Origin of the sequence: uncultured Streptococcus sp., from assembly GCF_901875575.1 — a bacterium.
Classification (GTDB): domain Bacteria; phylum Bacillota; class Bacilli; order Lactobacillales; family Streptococcaceae; genus Streptococcus.
Map to the genome: position 1 here is coordinate 48,259 of NZ_CABFMF010000080.1, position 14,932 is coordinate 63,190.

Sequence of the window (14,932 nt, forward strand, 5' to 3'; positions counted from 1 at the left end):
GTCGCCAATCGAGTGGATATTAGTTATGCTTATTGTCATTTCAAGTGGAGTGACAGTTTTGACAATGGTAGTCGATAAGAAAGGGGTGATAAAAAAATGAGATTTATTGATTTATTTTCAGGTATCGGGGGTTTTCGACTAGGAATGGAAAGTGTCGGACACGAGTGTATTGGATTTTGTGAGATTGATAAATTTGCTAGAGAATCTTATAAGTCCATTTTTCAAACGGAAGGAGAAATAGAATTTCATGACATACGAGATGTTTCAGATGACGAATTTAAAAAACTTAGAGGGAAAGTCGATGTCATCTGTGGGGGATTCCCTTGTCAAGCATTTTCAATCGCAGGAAGACGATTGGGATTTGAAGATACTAGAGGCACTTTATTCTTTGAAATTGCTCGAGCGGCCAAACAAATCCAACCACGTTTTCTTTTTCTTGAAAATGTTAAAGGCCTACTCAATCACGATAAGGGACGGACGTTCACCACAATCCTTACCACACTTGATGAGTTGGGGTTTGATGTTGAGTGGCAGGTGCTTAACAGTAAGGATTTTGGCGTTCCCCAAAACAGAGAGAGGGTGTTTATTATCGGACATTCTAGAAAGAAAGGTACCAGACTCCTATTTCCTTTCAGACGAGAAGGTCAAGCAACTAACCCTGAGACTTTGAAAGCACTAGGGAATTTAAATCCATCAAGAAGTGGAATGAGTGGTAAAGTTTATTATTCAGAAGGTCTTGCGCCAACTTTAGTTCGTGGAAAAGGAGAAGGATTTAAGGTTGCTATTCCTTGTATGACACCAGACAGATTAGAAAAGAGACAAAATGGTAGACGTTTCAAGGATAATCAAGAGCCAATGTTTACTTTAAATACTCAGGATCGCCATGGTATTGTCGTTGTTGGAGATTTACCAACTAGCTTTAAGGAAACTGGTCGCGTCTATGGAAGTGAGGGCTTATCTCCAACACTGACTACAATGCAAGGTGGAGATAAAATCCCCAAAATACTAATTCCAGAACCAATCCAATTTCTAAAAGTACGGGAAGCAACGAAAAAAGGATATGCTCAAGCAGAAATTGGGGATTCAATCAATTTAGAAAGACCAAGTTCTCAGTATCGTCGTGGTAGAGTTGGAAAAGGTATAGCGAATACGTTAACAACTAGTGGGCAAATGGGAGTAGTAGTGGCTAGCTATGAAGGAGAAGATAAGCAAGTTTATCATGTAGCCGGTGTCTTAATAGATGGACAATTTTACCGTTTGAGAATACGACGAATCACTCCTAAAGAGTGTTTTCGCTTACAAGGGTTTCCTGATTGGGCTTTTGAAGCTGCTAGAAAAGTCTCTAGTAATAGTCAGCTCTATAAACAAGCTGGTAATAGTGTAACCGTTCCTGTGATTGCCGCAATCGCAAAGAAATTAAAAGAAATAGAGGAAAAAGATGAAAGCATTAAATAAAGAATCAATACTAGATTGTGATGAATTAGAAACAGAATTACATGATGCAGAAATCAAACAGCTGGATGAACAAATATTTTTGATGCCCAATTATCCATGTGAGTTTGAGGTGACATTTTTAGATGATTACCATAAAAAACATAATTACCCACTATTTTATGAATCCTATCTTCAAAACATTATGGAATTCCTTGAAAGTCAGGATATAAAGAACGGAGCTGATGCCTTTGTAGATGATCATCAGAATCTTGTTTTTGTTTTATATGGACAAGGCTATCGAGCCGAGGGAAAAGAGGGAATACTTACAACTCAAGTAACTATAAAAGCTTATGATGAAGACAAGAAACCGATTAACTTTGCAAATTTATTAGATTCCTTAATAGTCTCAGAATATCAAATGGAACCGAATCTTTGGGAGGTATCCCATGATTGATCTCTATCTAAGTAAAAATAGCCAAAGAAATCAACTTCTTTTAGACTTCTTCCAAAACTATGGTATCGAGGTATCTTGTCATTCAGTTTCTGAAATGACAAAGGACAAATTAATTGAGATGATGAGTTATTCTTCAGATTGTTTTGAGTTTTTATCTCCCAATTTATTACGATTTAAGAACCGTGATAATCTAAAATTAACAGATTTCATCGAAATGATATTAAAAAATCCTGAACTAACCATCAGACTTCCTCTTGCGGTTTCAAATAAGCGAGTTTATCCAAATCTGAATTTGGAAGAGGCTAGAGCTTTATTGCCAAGAGATACGAAACAATTGATTTACATGGCACAAACACATTATTTATCTAACTAAAGGAGAAGCAATATGGCTGAACGATTTTGGGAGAACTTGTCCATTATTTTGGCTGAAAGAAATATCAGCTGGATTGAGTTAACCAGAAAAATGTTTGCGGGAGAGTTTCACTATCCAAGTGAATTGAATCGTTTGTATCAAAAGATTCGTCACTACAAGATGGAACAACGAATGCCTCAAAGTCCATGGGTAGAGAGGATTGTGCAGGTATTAGATTTAGATTATGAAGATTTATTTCGGAGGTAACTATGAAAAGAATAATTCCAGTTTATATATTCCAACAAGTAAATGTCCTATTGGTATCCCTATACTTACTGAAATTGCTTTGTATCGGTGAGTTAACTATACTAGAGATTCTCTATTGTGGGTCGCTCATTTCTTTTTTATGGATGTATGATCAACGAAAACAAGTGGTCAAGGTCGATATGAAAACTAGGATAAAGTGGATTGGTATTGGATTCGTTAGTCTACTGATTATAAGTCTATGTTTTAGTCTGATTCATGCTCAAGGAAGCACGAATCAAGCAAACTTAATTGGCCTTCAACATCAAATTCCTTGGTTTTCATTTTTATTGTTCTTAATCAATGCGAGTATGGTTGAAGAATTTCTGTATCGAGAAATTTTATGGAACTTGGTTAGAAAATTAGATATTCGAGTTGCTTTGACAAGCGTTTTATTTGCCTTAGCACATCATCCTGGAACCATTCTAGCTTGGTGTTTGTATGTTTCACTTGGAATGTTTTTAGGGATGGTGCGCTATAAATCTGATTTATTGGGCAGTATGGGGCTACATTTGGTGTGGAACCTACTAGTTTATAGTTTGCTACTTTTTTAAAATAGGTGACCTGATTTTTAGGGTAACTTCTAAAACTAACTTCCATTTTCCCACAACCTAGCTTTTAGTATGAGAAAAATGCGTGAAATTAGTGGAAATTTGTCTTAGACTAACTTCCACTGATTTTCTTTTTGTGTGACTCTCAGTTCGTCTCAATCCGTTAGTGCGAGACGAAAAAAACACCCACTATGTACTGACCCCAAAAGGTTAGACAGAAAAAGTCTAACTTTCGGGGTGTAGTTCACTATGTGGGTGCGTTTTATCATAGACAGATTTTCTGAATCTTATCCTTAGAATGAGTTTTTAGTTGGTTTTACTTGATTATAATTGGTAGTTTCAATTCGTTTAATATAATCTCTAATTATAGCTGGTAGTTCTTCTTCTTGATAACCAAAGTGAGCCATGGAGAAAATGAAGTCCTTTAATTGTTTTTTTGCTAGTTGTTTACGATATTTAGAGATGAATTCTTGATTTTCCGTTACAAAACGTCCAGCTGTTCGCTTACAAAAGACAAATCCTTCTTTTTCGAGGTTTGAAAAGGCTTTTTGGATGGTATTTGTATTGACCCCAGTCTCGCTAGCTAGTTTTCTAACAGTAGGAAGTTGTTGACTGGCTTCTAGTTCATGGGAAATAATCTGAAACTTGATTTTTTCCATAATCTGTAAATAGATAGGTTTGTTATTGTCAAATGACCAGGACATCTTGTTCTCCTTTTTCCTTATTTGTGTATTAATTAAATAATATAATAAAACAAACAAAATGTCAAACACAATTAGTCTTGCTTAAGAAATAGCTCAAAGAATGTGGAAATTATTTTATTAATTAGTTGATTTGGGTTAAATACATTATTTTTTAGCAGATAAATAGAGATCTGTCATCAAAAATGAGTTTTGTTGCACGTTATGGCTTTCAAGCAGTTCGTTGGGCTTGGGCTCATAAATGAGAACTGCTAAATGCTGGAGATTTAGCATACCGTATGATTAGAGATAACTTCTCATGGTAGAAAGATAGTGTGGGATTCACTTGAATCCCACCTATTTCGTTTTTGAAAGGAAATGCTATTATATCTATATTAAACAGATTTCTCATGCTTATTCTAATTTTAGACTGCAGATTACTGACTTGAAATTACCAGAAGGAGAAATTATTGGTCTTTTAGGAGAAAATGGAGCTGGTAAAACAACCTTAATGAACATGATGTCAGAATTTTATGAAGCAAATCAAACTTTTGATGTTGAGGATTTTGATTTAGATAATATTTTATATATTCCTTCTGATTTAGAACCTTATCCATTTTTGACTGTTAGTGAGTTTGTAACTTTAATTATAAATCATACAGGGGGAATAAAAACTGCTGAGCAATTGATCAGTGAGTTGAATTTGAAGGGGAAAGAAGATACTAGGATTGAAGAATTGTCTCAAGGAATGAGAAAAAAATTATCTCTGATTAATCTATTTATTCGCGATATTGGTCTACTTATCTTAGATGAACCATTTAATAGTATTGATGTAACATATATCACACAACTTAAATCAATCTTGAAGACTTTCAAAGGTAAAACAACTATTCTAATTTCTTCTCACATTTTGGACACTTTAAACGATCTGTGTGATAGTTTTATTCTCTTAAAGAATGGAGAAGTTGCCAAAACATTTGCCAATACAGGTTCTATTCGTGAGTTGGAGGAGCAGCTCTATGACTAAACTATTTTTACTTAAATTAGAATTATTCCGAAAGAAGTTCGGGATATATGGATTGTGGAATATTTTGAGTTTGATAGCGGTTCTTTTAATTATATTTTTCTCATTAAAAATATTGTATAAGCTAAAGTTAAGTTCGCCTTTAAAGAAATCATGCTTTTTATAGCCGTTTACCAATATTCATATTTAATTTTTCCTTGTATTAAAAATATAATTAATTAATATTTTGTCAATATTTTTATTGAAAATAATTGAAAATAGTGAAAAAACGTGAAAAAGCAAACCCAGTGTGTCTATATTTTAGTTTTTGTACTGAAAACATTAATTTAATTATGATTGAAAAATTGTTCAAGATTTTTTCAATCATATTTACTATAAATAGTAAACTGAATCCCAACAACCCCAAAAATGTGATAAAAATTTCAACGACTCTTATCTATAATAAAGCTACCTGTTCTTTGAAAATTGAATCCACTCCGTCTTGATTAGCGTGCCTGTGTAAGTAGGGACTGAGAGTATTTCCCTGTGAAGGGCGACTGGCACAAGACGTGTGTGAGAATTTTCTAACAGACACGGAGTTTATCGTTACCAGACTTAAACGATGCGACAAACTAGATAAAGGAGTTAATCATGAAGGTAGTAAACTTGTATGATTTGAAACAAATGGGAAATAAAGGTGGGTGTACCATCCAATTGATTCATCACTTTCCTTTTGGTATGGGCTTAGGACATCTCAAAAAAGACTACATTGAATTTAAACGCGTTGGTATCGTTGATGGGAAAGCAGTAGAAGTTACTCTTCGAGAACCTTATTCGAGAGATCTACTGCAGGTTGTCAAGTCGATTAAGCAACGTCAGAAATTGATAGCTTATCGTTATAAAGAAGGAAAGCTGCTATTTGTGAAGAAGGAGGCATCAGATGTCCTCTGAACAACAGGAACGAATGGCAGTTCAATATGCAGAGCGTAGTCTTTTATTTACTGTAAAAAGTCTCTTAAAGATTCTAGAATGGTCTAGACATCAGGCTTTAGCACAGGATTCCGCCTATAAGATAGGGGTGCAGAAATTAGAAGAATTGCTACAATCTCCTTATTCGATTGATACGATTAATCTGAAAAAAGATTTTTTAGACAAACCAATTGATATAGAGAAATTTAAAGCTTTTTTAGAAAAAGAAGAGATTCCTTTAGCCATCGCTTGGCAAGGGGATTCTCTGCATTTCTACACGAAAGACCGTTCGATTCTAGACAATCATTTAGACCATCTGTTAGAAAAAATGGTTAATGATCCAGAGAAATTAGCTGATTTTACCATGGATAAGTCTTTAGACGATGCAATTGATGAGGCTAAATCTCAAATTACCTTTAGACAAGAAGGGGCCGTCAAACAGAAAGAGATGGTGAGATGATGTACAGTGGAAAGAAATTCCTACTATTCTCACTGTTGGGTATCTTACTGGGCTATCTTTTTCATCGTTTGACGCTTTTGTATGATTCCTATACTGGAAATACATTAGATAAATGGACTCATCTTCTGATGGAAGGTCAAGATGAAGTTCTTCAGTCGCCATGGAATGTTTCCTTTACTGGAAAATCAAGTGCTTTTTTTCTACTAGGTTTTGTGATGATGTTGCTGGTTTATCTCTATTTAGAGACTGGTAAAAAACAATACCGAGAAGGGGTAGAATACGGGAGCGCCCGTTTTGGAACTCTAAAAGAAAAGAAGCTCTTTTACGGTAAGGAATTTTCTCATGATACGATCTTAGCACAAGATGTTCGTTTGACATTATTAGATAAAAAACCACCCCAATTTGATAGAAATAAGAATATTGCGGTGATTGGAGGTTCAGGAAGTGGGAAGACATTTCGCTTTGTGAAACCCAATCTGATTCAGATGAATAGTTCTAATATTGTAGTGGATCCTAAAGATCATTTGGCCGAGAAAACAGGCAAACTCTTTTTAGAACATGGCTACCAAGTAAAGGTGCTAGATTTAGTCAATATGAAGAACTCAGATGGCTTCAATCCTTTTCGCTATATAGAGACAGAAAATGATTTGAATCGCATGCTGACGGTTTATTTTAATAACACCAAAGGCTCTGGATCTCGTAGTGATCCATTTTGGGATGAAGCTTCTATGACTTTGGTACGAGCTTTAGCCTCCTACTTGGTCGATTTCTATAATCCACCTAAAACAAGAGAACAGCTCATAGAAGAAAGTCGTTTGAGTCAAACAGAATACCAAAACTTGTTGAAACGTCAAAAAAAAGAAGTGGAAGAGCGAAAAAAACGAGGGCGTTATCCAAGTTTTGCTGAAATCTCAAAACTCATTAAACACTTATCCAAGGGTGAAAACCAAGAAAAAAGTGTCTTAGAAATTCTATTTGAAAATTATGCTAAAAAGTATGGAACTGAAAATTTTACCATGCGAAATTGGGCCGATTTTCAAAATTATAAGGATAAGACTCTGGATTCTGTCATAGCTGTAACCACTGCTAAATTTGCCCTCTTCAATATTCAAAGTGTCATGGATTTGACCAAAAGAGATACCCTTGATATGAAGACATGGGGCCAGGAAAAATCAATGGTTTACTTAGTTATCCCAGATAATGATAGTACCTTTCGCTTTCTTTCAGCCCTCTTTTTTTCAACCGTATTTCAAACCCTAACAAGACAAGCAGATATTGATTTTAAGGGGCAATTGCCTCTTCATGTGAGAGTCTATTTAGATGAGTTCGCAAATATCGGAGAAATTCCAGATTTTGCTGAACAAACCTCAACAGTCCGTTCACGGAATATGAGTCTCGTTCCCATTCTACAAAATATTGCCCAACTTCAAGGGCTCTATAAAGAAAAAGAAGCTTGGAAAACTATTTTGGGGAACTGTGATAGCTTAGTCTACTTAGGTGGTAATGATGAAGATACCTTTAAATTTATGAGTGGATTACTCGGTAAACAAACCATTGATGTTCGAAATACTAGTCGTTCCTTTGGGCAGACAGGTTCAGGATCCCTTTCTCATCAAAAGATTGCTCGTGATTTAATGACACCCGATGAGGTCGGAAATATGAAACGGCATGAATGCTTGGTTCGAATTGCTAATATGCCTGTCTTTAAAAGCAAAAAATACAATTCCACTAAGCATCCAAACTGGAAGTACCTAGCCAATCAAGAAACCGATGAACGGTGGTGGAACTATCAGATCAATCCTTTGAATCAAAGACAAGAAAATCATCTTGAAGGCCTTAGAATTCGTGATTTAACTTTTGAATCTAGTTTAAAATAAAAATAGAAAAGAGGAAATAGATGATTACGCATTTTAAAGGTTTTGTTTATGGAGTAGACGCAAGTGCCATGTTTGCACAAGCTATGTCTTTGTTACAGAAGGGATTGATTGCGGTTGGCGCCTTTCTCGTTGTTGTAGGGATTGTCAATCTTGCAACCAACATTAAAGATGGTGGCCCAGGTGTTCGGAATGCCATTCTTGAAATTGTCGGTGGTGTTATGGTAGGGGCTGCTGGAGCCTTTGTAACTCAAATTTCAATTTAGGAGGATAAACAATGACATGAATCTTAGTTTAGTCTCACCCTTTGTTTACCTTGCATCTGAAAAAATATCAGCTGAAAATTTATTTGAAGGATTTAATGTGGATTTACAATCTACGGTAGATCTGATTAAATCTCTATCTAGCTACAATCCAACAGTTTGGACTTATATGTCTAGTATTACTAAAAGTGTCATGCAGCCTCTTGGAGTTGCGATTTTATCAGTTGTTCTCATCCTAGAGTTTTCGAAGATGGCAAAGAAAATTGCTAACTCAGGAGGAGCGATGACCTTTGAAGCATTAGCGCCGATGTTGATTAGTTATATCATGGTCGCAGTGGTAATTACCAATACTACCGTTATTGTAGAAGCCATCATTGGGATTGCGAGTCACGCCATTGAACAAGTGGCTTCGATTGTGGCTCACGGTGGAGCAAAGTATGATACCATCTCTGGATTAAAAGGGTCAGGATTTATTGGCCGTATGATTGTGGGCTTTTTCGCCCTTCTCATTTGGCTTGTTCGGATAGTAAGTGCAGCCATGGTTAATCTTTTGGTATCTATTAGATTTATTCAACTCTACCTTATGATCCCATTTGCCCCTCTTACGATTCCAACATTTTTAAGTGATGAATGGAAGTCTATTGGTATTGGCTATTTAAAAAATATTATGGTCTATGCGGTACAAGGGGTTCTCATTTTTCTGATTGTTTCTCTTGTTCCTTTGTTTGAATCTGCTGGGAAAATAGCTGTTTCAAATGGTGCAGGAGTCTTGCAATCACTTGCGATTATGTTTGGTAGTTTGATACAAGCTATCTTACTGATTATTGCCCTCGTTGGTTCTCAACGTACGGCTCGCTCAATCTTAGGTATGTAATTAGATAAAGGCTAGGAAGTGATTGCTTCTTAGCCTTTTTAGAAAGGAAAGTCATGAATACACGTGTCTTTAAAGACATCTCAAAATACCAACACAGGGCTTGGTTAGGCTTCACTACAAGGCAAATCATCTTTGTTTTACCAGCCTTTATTGTCACAATTATTGTTTTGGGCTTGAATCTCTTTTTCTGGCAATTTGGAGATTGGTTTGTTTACGGTTTTGTGTTTGCATTTACCATCCCCCTCATGCTTTTTGGAGTCTATAAACCCAATGATTTATATTTTGAACATTATTTGAAATACCGTCTTCATTTTGAATTAACGGTTCCCGTACGCACAATTACAGGAAAGAAAGGACCTGAACATGAAAAGAAAATCAAATACATTAAAGAAACAAAAAACTTCAATGACTAATCAGAAAGAAGTAGTTAAAGGAAAAAAAGAGGAAGTGTTACCATCAACGGCTAATACTCTTTCCTATCAAGCCCTGTATCAAAATGGTCTGATGCAGGTAAAAGAAGATTATTTCTCACAAAGCTATTTACTTGGTGATGTCAATTACCAGACCGTTGGTTTAGAAGATAAGGGCGCAATCATTGAGAAGTATTCTGATTTGATTAACTCCCTAGATGACCAAACCAACTTCCAATTGACTATCTTTAATAAAAGATTGAATTTAGAAAAGTTTAGACAAAGTGTTTTGTATGAGGAAAAAGAAGATGGATATGATACCTATCGTAAAGAATTGAATCGGATGATGAATCAGAATTTAGACAGTGGTGAAAATAATTTTTCAGCTGTGAAACTGATTAGCTTTGGTAGAAAGGATTCTAATCCCAAACAAGCCTATCGTTCCTTGTCCCAAATAGGAGAATATTTCAAGAGTGGTTTCTCAGAAATTGATGCTCGCTTTGAATCCTTGGCTGGAGAAGAGCGTGTGAACTTGTTAGCGGATATGCTTAGAGGAGAACACCATCTTCCTTTTTCTTACCGTGATTTAACGAGATCTGGTCAGACAACTCGTCACTTCATAGCACCTAATCTCTTGGATTTCAAAAACAAGAATTACCTACAAATCAATGACCGCTTATTGCAGATCGTCTATGTGAGAGACTACGGCATGGAATTAGGGGATCAGTTTATTCGAGACCTCATGCAAGGAGATTTGGAATTGATTGTGAGCCTCCATGCCCAAAGTTCGACCAAGGCAGATGCCATGAAGAAACTACGAACAAAGAAGACCTTGATGGAATCCCAAAAGATTGGGGAACAACAAAAACTTGCTCGTACAGGTATCTATTTGGAAAAAGTAGGTCATGTATTAGAAAGCAATATCGATGAAGCTGAGGAACTCTTAAAAACCATGACCGAGACAGGAGATAAACTATTTCAAACGGTCTTCTTGATTGGGGTCTTTGGTCAGGATGAAGAAGAACTCAAACAAGCACTAGATACGATTCAACAAGTGGCCGGCTCAAATGACCTAATGATTGATAAACTTCCATATATGCAAGAAGCAGCCTTTAATAGTTTGCTGCCATTTGGTTGTGATTTTTTAGAGGGAGTATCACGGAGTTTATTAACGTCCAATGTAGCAGTGAACTCTCCTTGGACTTCAGTAGACTTACAAGACCGTAGTGGGAAATATTACGGTATCAATCAAATCTCAAGCAATATTATTACCATTGATCGTAGCCTATTAAATACACCGTCTGGTCTGATTTTAGGAACATCTGGAGCTGGGAAAGGGATGGCAACCAAGCATGAAATTATCACGACTAAAATCAAGGAATCTGGTGAAAATACTGAAATTATCATTGTGGATCCAGAAGCGGAGTACAGTGTCATTGGACGGGCTTTTGGTGGAGAAATGATTGATATTGCGCCAGATTCCCAAACTTATCTCAATGTCCTTGACTTGTCTGAGGAAAATATGGATGAGGATCCTGTAAAGGTAAAATCAGAATTTCTTTTATCCTTTATCGGTAAGTTATTGGATAGAAAAATGGATGGGAGAGAAAAATCGATTATCGACCGAGTTACAAGACTCACTTATCAGTCATTTAAAGAGCCTTCTTTGGAAGAATGGGTCTTTGTCTTGAGCCAACAACCAGAAGAAGAAGCGCAGAATCTGGCACTTGATATGGAACTATATGTCGAAGGTTCTCTTGATATTTTTTCTCATAAGACCAATATTCAGACAGGATCTAATTTCTTGATTTATAACGTTAAGAAGTTAGGAGATGAGCTGAAACAAATCGCTCTTATGGTGGTTTTTGATCAGATATGGAATCGTGTCGTTCGGAACCAAAAATTAGGGAAGAAGACCTGGATTTATTTTGATGAAATGCAGCTTCTCTTACTAGATAAATATGCTAGTGATTTCTTCTTTAAATTGTGGAGTCGTGTCAGAAAATATGGAGCCAGTCCGACTGGGATAACTCAAAATGTTGAAACCTTATTGTTAGATCCAAATGGTAGACGGATTATTGCAAATAGTGAATTTATGATTCTCCTCAAGCAAGCAAAAAATGACCGAGAAGAACTGGTTCAACTCTTAGGCTTGTCAAAAGAACTCGAAAAATACCTAGTCAATCCAGAAAAAGGAGCAGGACTGATAAAAGCTGGTTCCGTTGTCGTTCCCTTTAAAAATAAGATTCCTCAAGGTACTCAATTGTTTGATATCATGAGTACGGATCCTGATAAAATGGCTTCTAATTAAGGGGAAGGTAAATGAAGGATAAAAGAGAAATCATACGTGCCCGAAAGGCATTTAGAAGAAGTCTAAAAGATGAGAAGAAATTCTTGAAAAAAGGAAAGAAGGAGGTGAGGAAACAGAAAAAAGATTCCGCTGTACTGGATGAAAAAGCATGGAAAAAAGAGATAAAAGAAAAGCTAGAGGAGATGAGAGAAGCTTCAAAGGTTAGAGTAAAACAAGCAAATGAAGACTACAATCATATTCTTCAAAATAGTCCTCCATCTCTTTTGAATCGCAAAGAATTAAGAGATAGACGATTACCTCATGCTAGGAAACGATTGAAAATAGCCAAGAAGCAATTTAGAGAAGCCAAGGTAGAAGCAAAAGAAGAAAGAAAAGAGAGTCGTAAAGAAAGAAAAACCAATCAAAAATTTCTCTACGGTCAGGAATCGAAACAAAAATCTAATTTTTTCTTTCAAGGGAAGAGTTTAGAAGAATTAAAAGCTAAGAAAGAAGTCAAGGCCGCAAAAGAGAATCTAAAATCTACTAAACAAGCCTACAAGTCCAAAAAAGTCAGTAGGAAAGCCAAAACTTTTCTTTATGTCCTTGGACGTGAAGGAGGAGAGTTAGCTTCAGAAAATGAAGATTTAGAAGGCTATCGCACACTTCAAGAGACCATTAGAAAAGGGAAACGCTACAGTCGGCTTTCTTATAACATTGGGAAAGCTAGTGTCAAAACAGGACAAGCAACAGGTCGTTTTACCAAGAAAAGACTGACCAACACAAAAGAGCGATACCATCATTTTAAGGATGGAAAAGGATGGAAACTAGCGAAAGATAATCCAAGCTCCTTTAAAAATCGGTTTCGAAAATTAAAGAAACAAGGTCTTACAAGTGTCCGAAATATCTATCAAAAACTAAAAGCAGCCTTTTCCTTCTTTACATTTGCGGCTGGAAATCCTGCAACATGGATAGTTGGAGGATTAGTCTTTCTTCTCTTACTTATGATGAGCTTCTTTTTAGGATTTTCATCTGCTAGTTTGATTCAACAAGATGAATTTGAATTAACAAAAGCTTATACCCACCTAACTTGGGAAGATGCAGAACATACTCGCACAAATGACAAAGGAATTACTTATTACACAAAAGTTGATGATGTGATGGGGTATATGAACTTTAAATTCCATGACTATGAGTTAAACAAACCAGTTCACTTATTTAGTTCCGAAACTTACAAGGATTATCTGTCTACTTTGTGGCATGATTTAAACGATGGGGATGATTTGAAATCCATGCAAGACCTTTATGAAACTCCTAAGTATAAACTATCGAAAGACGATCAAGAGGAAATGAAGGAACTAAAAGAAGAAGGTGTCTATGCTTCCATGCAGGAATTGGACAATCCATTTGAGGGGAAAAGCAACGAAGATAGTCTAACCATGATTTATCGTTATGGATACTATGATTTAGACGGAAAACCTACTCTTCAGGAGTACATTCTACTAGAAGCGAAGGCTCACCAAACGATTGTCGCACCAATGGATGGGGTCGTATCACTAGATGGTGACAATATAATTCTCACTAACGGAAAAGGAGAGAATGAGAGTCGATTGACCTTGTATTCTATTCATAATGGCCGTGCGATTGAGGGTACAAGAGTCCTAACGGGTGATATTATTGGTGAAACATCAGACGATACAGGTTTGAAAGTTTCCTATCAAAAGTATAAGAACAAGAAAGAAAAATTGGTGTATGTCAATCCGCAATTTTATTTTCCCAAAGTCATTCAACTTCAGACAACTATCTTACCTGCCATTGGTCAGTTTGGTGGGGATGAGTTTGAACGAGCAAAACATATTTATGAGTTTTTGAAATCTCAAGGGGCAAGTCCCCAAGCCATTGCGGCTATTTTAGGAAATTGGTCGGTAGAGTCTTCTATCAATCCTAAACGAGCTGAAGGGGATTATTTATCTCCTCCAGTTGGCGCTACCGATTCCTCATGGGATGATGAAAGCTGGTTAGCGATTGGAGGACCAGCCATTTATAGTGGTGCTTATCCTAATATCCTTCATAGAGGTTTGGGGTTAGGGCAATGGACAGATACTGCAGATGGTTCAACACGTCATACAGCCTTGTTGAATTATGCACACGCCAAAAATAAGAAGTGGTATGATTTAGACCTCCAACTTGATTTTATGCTTCACGGGGATAGTCCTTACTATCAAAGTTGGTTAAAGGATTTCTTTGGAAATACGGGCAGTGCAGCCAATCTGGCCCAACTCTTCCTTACCTATTGGGAGGGAAATTCTGGTGACAAACTATTGGAAAGACAAACCAGAGCAACGGAATGGTATTACCAAATTGAAAAAGGCTTTAGCCAAACAAATGGAGGACAGGCAAAGAGTGACCCGCAATCCCTTGAAGGGGTTCGTGGAGACTTGTATGAGCATTCTGTTCCTGGTGGTGGAGATGGTATGGCCTATGCCTATGGACAATGTACATGGGGTGTTGCGGCTCGTATGAATCAGTTAGGCTTAAAATTAAAAGGTAGAAATGGAGAAAAGATTTCGATCATTAATACCATGGGAAATGGTCAGGACTGGGTTGCGACAGCTTCAAGTCTTGGAGGGGAAACGGGCTCTATACCAAGAGCAGGTGCTATTGTTTCTTTTGTAGGAGGTACACATGGTACACCAGCTATCTACGGTCATGTGGCTTTTATCGAGAAAGTATATGATGATGGTTCTTTTCTTGTGTCTGAAACTAACTATGGTGGCAACCCTAACTATACCTTTAGAAAAATCTCTCAAGCAGATAGTGCCATCAGTTTTGCTTATACGGTGAAATAAAAGAATCATGTCATCAGTTTAGGTGACATGATTCTTATTTTTTATAGAGTGACATATTTAATGCCATAGGCTGATAACTTACTTGATGATCATCTTTAATCAATTGACTGTAAGCAACAAATCCGAACTGTTCATAAAATTGAATGACTTTAGGATGATTGATACTATC

General features: G+C 36.5%; 15 protein-coding genes. 14 read left to right on the top strand and 1 reads right to left on the bottom strand.

Going from position 1 to position 14,932, the window contains the following annotated elements:
* The first annotated feature begins 96 nt into the window (after window positions 1-96).
* Genes dcm through QZ114_RS09750 form a run of 5 tightly spaced genes read left to right on the top strand, consistent with a single transcriptional unit; the run spans window position 97 to window position 3,097 of the window.
* The gene (gene dcm / locus QZ114_RS09730; RefSeq protein WP_295502701.1) at window positions 97-1,455 is read left to right on the top strand and encodes a DNA (cytosine-5-)-methyltransferase; all 1,359 of its coding nucleotides are present in this window, start codon (window positions 97-99) and stop codon (window positions 1,453-1,455) included.
* Window positions 1,439-1,888, top strand: coding sequence for a hypothetical protein (locus tag QZ114_RS09735; RefSeq protein WP_295502703.1), 450 nt, complete (start codon window positions 1,439-1,441; stop codon window positions 1,886-1,888). The genes dcm and QZ114_RS09735 overlap by 17 nt, the downstream gene beginning before the upstream one ends.
* A complete protein-coding gene (locus QZ114_RS09740; RefSeq protein ID WP_000566543.1) occupies window positions 1,881-2,261 on the top strand; it encodes a hypothetical protein in 381 nt (126 codons plus the stop codon). Before QZ114_RS09735 ends, QZ114_RS09740 begins: the two co-directional genes overlap by 8 nt.
* A 12-nt stretch (window positions 2,262-2,273) precedes the next feature.
* Window positions 2,274-2,507 (top strand): hypothetical protein, encoded by a 234-nt coding sequence (locus tag QZ114_RS09745; RefSeq protein WP_000840776.1) that lies wholly within the window; start codon window positions 2,274-2,276, stop codon window positions 2,505-2,507.
* Between the two features lie 2 nt (window positions 2,508-2,509).
* Complete coding sequence (locus QZ114_RS09750) at window positions 2,510-3,097, top strand: CPBP family intramembrane glutamic endopeptidase (RefSeq protein WP_295502707.1); 588 nt, start codon at window positions 2,510-2,512, stop codon at window positions 3,095-3,097.
* Between the two features lie 290 nt (window positions 3,098-3,387).
* Here the strand turns inward: QZ114_RS09750 and QZ114_RS09755 are convergent, their stop codons facing one another.
* Window positions 3,388-3,798, bottom strand: a complete 411-nt coding sequence (locus QZ114_RS09755; protein ID WP_061649550.1) for a GntR family transcriptional regulator — start codon at window positions 3,796-3,798, stop codon at window positions 3,388-3,390.
* Between the two features lie 421 nt (window positions 3,799-4,219).
* Between QZ114_RS09755 and QZ114_RS09760 the strand changes: the two genes are divergently transcribed.
* The 9 genes from QZ114_RS09760 to QZ114_RS09800 all read left to right on the top strand — a co-directional run bounded on the left by QZ114_RS09760 (window position 4,220) and on the right by QZ114_RS09800 (window position 14,763).
* Complete coding sequence (locus QZ114_RS09760; protein WP_295502711.1) at window positions 4,220-4,801, top strand: ABC transporter ATP-binding protein; 582 nt, start codon at window positions 4,220-4,222, stop codon at window positions 4,799-4,801.
* Between the two features lie 627 nt (window positions 4,802-5,428).
* Window positions 5,429-5,728: a hypothetical protein gene (locus QZ114_RS09765; protein WP_000869763.1), complete on the top strand. Its 300-nt coding sequence runs from the start codon at window positions 5,429-5,431 to the stop codon at window positions 5,726-5,728.
* Entirely contained in the window at window positions 5,718-6,206 is a 489-nt protein-coding gene (locus QZ114_RS09770) for a hypothetical protein (protein ID WP_295502714.1), read from the top strand. The genes QZ114_RS09765 and QZ114_RS09770 overlap by 11 nt, the downstream gene beginning before the upstream one ends.
* Window positions 6,206-8,083, top strand: coding sequence for a VirD4-like conjugal transfer protein, CD1115 family (locus QZ114_RS09775; protein WP_295502725.1), 1,878 nt, complete (start codon window positions 6,206-6,208; stop codon window positions 8,081-8,083). The genes QZ114_RS09770 and QZ114_RS09775 overlap by 1 nt, the downstream gene beginning before the upstream one ends.
* A gap of 20 nt (window positions 8,084-8,103) precedes the next feature.
* A complete protein-coding gene (locus QZ114_RS09780) occupies window positions 8,104-8,346 on the top strand; it encodes a hypothetical protein (protein WP_000627865.1) in 243 nt (80 codons plus the stop codon).
* Window positions 8,347-8,362: 16 nt separating this feature from the next.
* A complete protein-coding gene (locus QZ114_RS09785) occupies window positions 8,363-9,217 on the top strand; it encodes a conjugal transfer protein TrbL (protein WP_001054256.1) in 855 nt (284 codons plus the stop codon).
* A gap of 53 nt (window positions 9,218-9,270) precedes the next feature.
* Window positions 9,271-9,630 (top strand): PrgI family protein, encoded by a 360-nt coding sequence (locus QZ114_RS09790; protein WP_295502720.1) that lies wholly within the window; start codon window positions 9,271-9,273, stop codon window positions 9,628-9,630.
* Entirely contained in the window at window positions 9,581-11,938 is a 2,358-nt protein-coding gene (locus tag QZ114_RS09795) for a VirB4-like conjugal transfer ATPase, CD1110 family (RefSeq protein ID WP_185756881.1), read from the top strand. The genes QZ114_RS09790 and QZ114_RS09795 overlap by 50 nt, the downstream gene beginning before the upstream one ends.
* 11 nt (window positions 11,939-11,949) lie before the next feature.
* Complete coding sequence (locus QZ114_RS09800) at window positions 11,950-14,763, top strand: phage tail tip lysozyme (RefSeq protein WP_295502723.1); 2,814 nt, start codon at window positions 11,950-11,952, stop codon at window positions 14,761-14,763.
* The last annotated feature ends 169 nt before the right edge of the window (window positions 14,764-14,932 follow it).